8 protein-coding genes and 1 tRNA gene are annotated in these 6,232 nt (G+C 71.9%); 6 read left to right on the top strand and 3 right to left on the bottom strand.

The window, feature by feature from the left end; all coding sequences use genetic code 11:
* Window positions 1-115: 115 nt before the first annotated feature.
* Both V7793_RS31455 and V7793_RS31450 read left to right on the top strand, forming a co-directional pair.
* Window positions 116-610: a DoxX family protein gene (locus V7793_RS31455; protein WP_443058031.1), complete on the top strand. Its 495-nt coding sequence runs from the start codon at window positions 116-118 to the stop codon at window positions 608-610.
* Window positions 611-840: 230 nt separating this feature from the next.
* The gene (locus V7793_RS31450; RefSeq protein WP_168091367.1) at window positions 841-1,464 is read left to right on the top strand and encodes a VTT domain-containing protein; all 624 of its coding nucleotides are present in this window, start codon (window positions 841-843) and stop codon (window positions 1,462-1,464) included.
* 180 nt (window positions 1,465-1,644) lie between these two features.
* Here V7793_RS31450 and V7793_RS31445 read toward each other — a convergent pair whose 3' ends face one another.
* Complete coding sequence (locus V7793_RS31445) at window positions 1,645-2,172, bottom strand: DUF1990 family protein (protein WP_336013018.1); 528 nt, start codon at window positions 2,170-2,172, stop codon at window positions 1,645-1,647.
* A 170-nt stretch (window positions 2,173-2,342) separates the two neighbouring features.
* Window positions 2,343-3,017, bottom strand: a complete 675-nt coding sequence (snpA, locus tag V7793_RS31440; protein WP_336013016.1) for a snapalysin — start codon at window positions 3,015-3,017, stop codon at window positions 2,343-2,345.
* Window positions 3,018-3,281: 264 nt separating this feature from the next.
* On the opposite strand from snpA, the gene V7793_RS31435 reads away from it, so the two are divergent.
* The 3 genes from V7793_RS31435 (at window position 3,282) to V7793_RS31425 (ending at window position 4,998) form a co-directional block, all read left to right on the top strand.
* Entirely contained in the window at window positions 3,282-4,184 is a 903-nt protein-coding gene (locus V7793_RS31435; RefSeq protein WP_443058030.1) for a LysR family transcriptional regulator, read from the top strand.
* 153 nt (window positions 4,185-4,337) lie between these two features.
* A complete protein-coding gene (locus tag V7793_RS31430; RefSeq protein WP_336013014.1) occupies window positions 4,338-4,730 on the top strand; it encodes a carboxymuconolactone decarboxylase family protein in 393 nt (130 codons plus the stop codon).
* A 52-nt stretch (window positions 4,731-4,782) separates the two neighbouring features.
* Window positions 4,783-4,998, top strand: a complete 216-nt coding sequence (locus V7793_RS31425; protein WP_336013012.1) for a hypothetical protein — start codon at window positions 4,783-4,785, stop codon at window positions 4,996-4,998.
* Window positions 4,999-5,002: 4 nt separating this feature from the next.
* Here the strand turns inward: V7793_RS31425 and V7793_RS31420 are convergent.
* A tRNA-Val gene (locus tag V7793_RS31420) sits at window positions 5,003-5,074 on the bottom strand.
* A 204-nt stretch (window positions 5,075-5,278) separates the two neighbouring features.
* Here V7793_RS31420 and V7793_RS31415 point away from each other — a divergent pair.
* Window positions 5,279-6,052: a DUF4097 family beta strand repeat-containing protein gene (locus V7793_RS31415; protein WP_336013010.1), complete on the top strand. Its 774-nt coding sequence runs from the start codon at window positions 5,279-5,281 to the stop codon at window positions 6,050-6,052.
* The last annotated feature ends 180 nt before the right edge of the window (window positions 6,053-6,232 follow it).

Here is a 6,232-nt window from a genome sequence, read left to right as displayed (position 1 = left end):
GTTCCGGAGCGGAGTCGGGCACAATGAATCAAGAACTTGAACTTGCAAGTATCGATTAGGGGTACCTAACCTGGTTCCCTCATCGTTCCTGTCCCCGATACGAGGAGCCCCTGTCATGCCCCCCACGCCCACCGCCGCCTCCCCCTCCGCCGCGGCGCCCGCCGCCTCCGCCAGAACCTCCGCGGACGCGGCCCCGGCCCTGGCGCAGCGGCTCGACGCGGCCCGCCCGTACGTGCTGTCGGCCTTCCGGATCGTGGTCGGCCTGCTCTTCGCCTGCCACGGCGCCGCCTCCCTCTTCGGCGTCCTCGGCGGGGCGGCCGGCACCAACGGCGGCACCATCGAGGCCGGCACCTGGCCGGGCTGGTACGCGGCCGTCATCCAGCTCGTCGCCGGCGCGCTCGTCCTGCTCGGCGTGGGCACCCGCACCGGCGCCCTGATCGCCTCCGGCTCCATGGCCTACGCGTACTTCGACGTGCACCAGAGCATGGCCCTGTGGCCGATCCAGAACGGCGGCGAGGCCTCCGCGATGTTCTGCTGGGCCTTCCTGCTCCTCGTCTTCACCGGCCCGGGCGCGCTCTCCCTGGACCGGCTCTTCTCCCGCCGCGGCTGAGCCGCGGAGCGGGTCCGGTACCGCTCCCGGACCCGCCGGGCCCCCGCCCGGACCCGCCCGGTGTGTAAACCGGCGTCGTGGATGTCGTGATCCGTACCGTGATGCGCACAACATCACCACCCCCACTCACACGTCACACACGCCCCAGGCGTACGCTGTTCGGTTGTGAAGGCCGCCCCTGCCGCTCCCCTGCGACGTCGCGGCGGGGGACCGTACCGGGAGATCAGGACGTGCTGGAAAAGCTGGGGGCGTTGGCCGACACCCCATGGATCTACGTGATCGTCGGCGTCTCCGTACTGCTCGACGTCTTCCTCCCGGTCCTCCCCAGCGGCGTCCTGGTGATCACGGCGGCGACCGCCGCCGCGGGCACCGCGGCCAACGCCGTCGGCGGCCACGGCCACGCCGGGTTCGCCGAGATGCTGCCGCTGGTCATGTGCGCCGCGACCGCGTCCGTCATGGGCGACATGGTCGCCTACCGGCTCGCCTGGCGCGGCGGCGACCGCTTCGACCGGGCCATCGCCCGCTCGCGCCGGCTGACCGCCGCGCAGGCGAAGCTCGGCACGGCGCTGCTGCGCGGCGGCGGCCCCCTGGTGGTCGTCGCCCGCTTCGCCCCGGCCGGCCGGTCGGTCGTCAGCCTCGGCGCCGGGGTGATGCACCGCCGGGCCGCCGAGTTCCTCCCGTGGTCCGCCCTGGCCGGTCTGACCTGGGCCGCGTACAGCGTGAGCCTCGGCTACTTCGGCGGCCAGTGGCTCGGCGCCGGCTGGATCGGCACGGCCGTCTCCTTCTTCGCCCTCTTCGCCGCCGGCGCGGGCGCCGCGTACGTCGTGAAGCGCCCCAGGACGCGCGAGGCGTAGCAGGCGGCGCGAGGCGTCACGGGGCCCCGGGCCCGGCCTCGCCCGCACCTTCGGTAGCACCCGTTACGGCAGCGACCGTACGTCCGGTCGGTGCCGGATGGACGACGGGATTCCGCGGTCGCACGAGCGTGCGTACGCCCGGCCGTCCGCCCTTCTACGTCGCCCGGCGGGTGGTCTCCGTCACTTCGCCGCGCGGGCGGTCTCCGCGCGCAGCACCCGCGCGCAGTGGCGCGCGTACCTGCGCTGGAAGGCCGGCACCAGCGGCCCGGCGGCCCGGGTGAACCAGCGCGCCGGACGGCTGAACGCGGTCACGGCCAGGCGTACGTCCTCCGCGCCGTCGAGCGTGACGACGAAGGACTCCTCTCCGCACTCGGGATGGCCCGGCAGCGTGCCGTAGGCGAAGCCCGCGCGGCGCTCCTCCCGTACGGCCCACACGACCGCGCAGGTCCCCGAGGCGCGCAGCGGGCCGAGGCCGAGGGAGAGGTCCACGGTGACGCCGGGGGCGGCCGGGAGGGTGCCGGCCGGGATGCGGACGCCGGCGGCGCGGTGCATGCGCCAGGAGAGCAGCGCATCGGCCGCGGCCTCGAAGACCGGGCGGCCGCGGCCGAGGTAACCGACCTCACAGAGGTGGTAGTAGCCGGCGGGGAGCGGGCGGCGGGCGGTGGCGCCGGCCTCCGCGTAGGTGAGGCCTGGGGGCACGTGTGTCATCGGCTCCAGTATGGGCCGCACGGGCCCGGAGACGGGCGGCGGCCCGGCTCCGCGAGGGAACCGGGCCGCCGGACGGGCAGGGCCCTGCCGGTGGGCGTGGAGCTCACCGGGCTGCGGGACTCATCGGGCCGCAGAGCTCACCGGACCGGGAGGCTCATCGGGCCGAGAGGTCATCGAGCCGTGGTGAACACGCCCTTGTCGTCCTTCTTGAAGGCCGACAGGCCGTTGGCCCACAGCTGGTTGACCCGGTTGCTCTCGGCGCTGTTCGGGCGGGTGTTCTGACAGGACGGGCCGGGGCCGCCGCCCGACATCAGCTCGCTGCACGGACCGGAGTAGTGGTCCGGCAGGCCGAGGACGTGGCCGGTCTCGTGCGCGGTGACGCGCGTGGAGTTGTACTGCTGGTTCTGCCGGTAGTCGAGGAAGATGTAGCCGCGCCCGTGGCCGTCGGTGCTCGCGTACGAGCCGCGGGAGTCGTTGCCCTCGTAGTAGCTGAAGTCGGCGTTGCTGCCCGCACGCAGCTGGATGTTGCGCACGGAGCTGTTCCAGATCTGGGCGCTGGCGGCTATCTGGGAGGCGAAGCTGGGCGCTCTGCTGGCGTCGTAGGTGACCGTGACGGCCCGCAGGCCCGGCGACTTCGCGGCCTTGGCCTGCGCCGACTTCATCACCGCGTTGAAGAACGCCTTGTTGTTGGCCTCTTCGGCCGACGAGCCGGCGTAGGAGGACACGGTCTGCGCCGTCTGCGATCCCGTCACCGACGGGGCGGAGGCGGACGCGGGGACCGCCGTCATGGCCGCCGAGAGGCCGAGGCCGATCGCAGCCGACAGCACCATCGTGGAGCGTTTCATGTGGGGGACTCCATTCGTGCCGAGGACGTCCGCAGGCGTGGTGGGAACGCCGGCCGGATGTCCGTCGGGTGAACTGCTGGTCCCGCAGAGTCTGTGACGAGTTATCAGCGGTGCGGATGATGCCAACTGGCCATAGGACCAGGCAATCACCTACCCTGCCCCGGCATGTGCCTGGTGTGACGTGCGAGGCGCAGTTATGCTCCCCCCGTGGAGCTCGAGGTCAGGCACCTCCGCGCGCTTTGCGCCATTGCGGATGCGGGAAGTGTGCGGAAGGCCGCGCTGCAACTGGGCATGACGCAGCCCTCGCTCACCACCCAGCTCCGCCGCATCGAAGGGGCCGTCGGGGGCCTGCTGTTCACCCGCGGCCAGACGGGCAGCCGTCCCACGCCCCTGGGCCACTCCGTGCTCTCCCGGGCGCGGCCCATCATCGCCGAGATGACCGCCCTGATGACGGCGGCGCGCGACGCGGCGGCGGGTACGGGCGGGGCCCGGCTGCGGGTCGGCAGCATCGGCGGCCGCGTGGTCGCGGGCTGGCTGCGGCGGCTGCACGCCCGGCTGCCCGATACGGACGTCACCATTCACATAGAGGTCTCCGCGGGCACGTTGCTGCAGCTGCTCACGACCAACCAGCTCGACGTCGCCTTCGTCCACGAGGCCGAGGGTTTCCCTCTGCACATACCACCGGGCGTCGGGCAACGGGTCCTGATGGCACGGGAACCGAGGTTCGTCGCCCTGTCCGCCGCGCATCCGGCGGCCGGCCGCCCGGTGGTGGGGCTCGCCGAACTCGCCGACGACGCCTGGATCGTGGACCCCGCCGCCGACCACGAGTGGTCGGCCCTGCAGCGGGCCTTCACCGCGGCCGGCACCGACCCGCGCCTGATGCACGTGCGCGACGCCGCCACGGCCGCGGACCTCGTCGCCTCGGGCGAGGCCGTACGCGCCTGCCAGCCCACCGCGGAGGCCACGCCCGGCACGGTCCTCCGCCCCCTCTACGGCGACCCCCTCACCGCCGAACTCTCCCTGGCCACCCGCCCCGGCGCCCTCTCCCTCCCGGAAGCCGACGCCGTCTTCGGCGACTTGGAGGACGCCTACCGGTCCCTGGCCTACGCCCACCCGGCCTACCGGTCCTGGCTGCACCGCAACGGCGGCATGCTGCCGGCGGCGTGAGCGGCACGGGGACGGCCCCGCGGCGGGCACGGCACGTCACCGGCGCCCCGGGCCCCGGCCTGCGCCCGCGCCCCTGCCCGCGACACCCGGGCCTGACGGACCTATCGTAATAAAAGAGGACAGCTGCTCATCCCGACGAAAGGGGTGGCTGCCATGGGAGAGCGCAGCCGCAGCGAAGTCGAATCGGAGATCAAGGAAGCGCTGGGCCTCGTCCCGCACTTCTTCTGCGGAATCCCCGACGACCTGCTCGCATACGAATGGGAACTCTTCAAGAGGTTCGAACTCGGCGAAACCCTCATTCCGAACAAGTACAAGGAGCTCATGGGGATCGCCCTGCACTCCGAGACCAAGTGCCGCTACTGCACGCTCTTCCACACCGAAGCAGCCAGGATCTTCGGCGCTTCGGAGGAGGAGATCCAGGAAGCGGTGCACTACGCGAAGCACAGCCTCGGCTGGAGCGCCTACCTCAACGGCATCCGCGAGGACTACGACGACTTCGCCCAGGAACTCGGCCAGATCAAGGGATACCTCGGCTCACAGGGCTGACCTACGGAGAACCGGCGGAAAAGAACCGCCGGAGACGGAGAAGGACCGACCGATGCAGCTGGAGTGGGCCCGGCCGGGCGTTCTGCGGGCGACCTCGCACGTGTACGAGTTCGCGGCGCTGATCGCCGCGGCCCGCTATGTGACCGAGTCCGCTCCCCCGGAAATCGGCGAGGAGGCGCTGGACCGGCTGAAGGAGGTCCTGAGAAGCTACGACGCACAGGCGGCGCGGCTGCACGGGGAACCACCGGAGCGGAATCCGCAGGATTGAAGAGTGGGCACAGACGGATTTGAACCGCCGACATCTGCTTTGTAAGAGCAGCGCTCTACCGCTGAGCTATGCGCCCCGGCACGAGGTGACAGCCTACATGGCACCGCCCGGGTCCCCGCAAATGTGACGGCGGCGGGGCGCGCGCGGGGGTTATCCCCACCCCCCCGGTCCGGTAGCAGGCTTCACCCCGGGTCCGGTAGGAGGCTTCATCGCGTCCGGACGTGATCCACTCCTACGCTTGCCGGGCACACAGCACCGCCGACCCGACTCCGGAGTACCGATGAAGCCGCGCTCCCGCGCCCGTTCCGCCGCCCGCATCTCCCTCGTCACGGCCGGCGTGCTAGCCGCCGGGGCGGCCATGGCCGGCTGCGGGAGCGCCGACGCGAGCGAGGCGAAGCCCGAGACGAAGACGTTCGCGCTGGCCGGCAAGGAGCTGACCGTCCAGTCCGACAACTCGGCCCTGGAGATCGCGCCCGCCGACGTCAAGGGCGTGGAGGTCACGCGCTGGTTCTCCGGGTGGACGCTGGGCGGGACCGCCAAGGTCTCCTGGGAGCTGGACGGCTCCGTGCTGAAGCTGAAGGAGCAGTGCAGCGGGCTGAGCGCGGACTGCGAGTCCCGGCACAGGATCGAGGTGCCGCGCGGGGTGAAGGTGACCGTCAAGAGCGACAACGGCTCGGTCAGGACCCGCGGCTTCGACACCGACCTCAAGATCACCACCGACAACGGCGCGGTGAAGGTCTCCGACTGCAGCGGAGCCCTCGACCTCTTCAGCTCCAACGGCACCGTGCTCACCACCGGCGCCACCCCGTCCCGGGTGAAGGCCGGCTCGGACAACGGCGCGGTGCGCCTCACGCTCACCCGGGTCCCGGACCGGGTGGAGGCCGAGACCGGGAACGGCGCCCTCACCCTCGACCTGCCCCGCGCCTCCTACCGGGTCGACGCGCACAGCCGCAACGGCGAAGAGCACGTGGACGTGCCCCGCGACGACAACAGCAAGCACGTCATCTCGGCCCGCAGCGGCAACGGCGAGCTGAAGATCCGTACGGTGGAGTAGCGCGAACCATCCGTCCTGTGTGTTCGTCCTTACCGGGTGGGAGAATGGCATCCGGGCCAGGGGCGATCCATCGGGAGAGGGCAAGTGACGGCGACCTTCGCGCAGTCCGTACGACCGGCACACCGCCGCTTCCGGGCTGTCAGGGCCCTCACGGCCGGCGCCCGGGACGTCCTCGCCCTC

Source organism: Streptomyces sp. KLMMK, from assembly GCF_036961605.1.
GTDB lineage: Bacteria > Actinomycetota > Actinomycetes > Streptomycetales > Streptomycetaceae > Streptomyces > Streptomyces telluris.
The sequence above is the reverse complement of the archived record's forward strand: the minus strand, read 5'-3'. Positions and strand labels throughout refer to the sequence as shown.

Coding starts and splice junctions, on each gene's coding strand:
- V7793_RS31430 (WP_336013014.1), top strand. CDS start 4,338: ATGGGAGAGCGCAGCCGCAGCGAAGTCGAATCGGAGATCAAGGAAGCG.
- snpA (WP_336013016.1), bottom strand. CDS start 3,017: ATGAAACGCTCCACGATGGTGCTGTCGGCTGCGATCGGCCTCGGCCTC.
- V7793_RS31415 (WP_336013010.1), top strand. CDS start 5,279: ATGAAGCCGCGCTCCCGCGCCCGTTCCGCCGCCCGCATCTCCCTCGTC.
- V7793_RS31425 (WP_336013012.1), top strand. CDS start 4,783: ATGCAGCTGGAGTGGGCCCGGCCGGGCGTTCTGCGGGCGACCTCGCAC.
- V7793_RS31455 (WP_443058031.1), top strand. CDS start 116: ATGCCCCCCACGCCCACCGCCGCCTCCCCCTCCGCCGCGGCGCCCGCC.
- V7793_RS31445 (WP_336013018.1), bottom strand. CDS start 2,172: ATGACACACGTGCCCCCAGGCCTCACCTACGCGGAGGCCGGCGCCACC.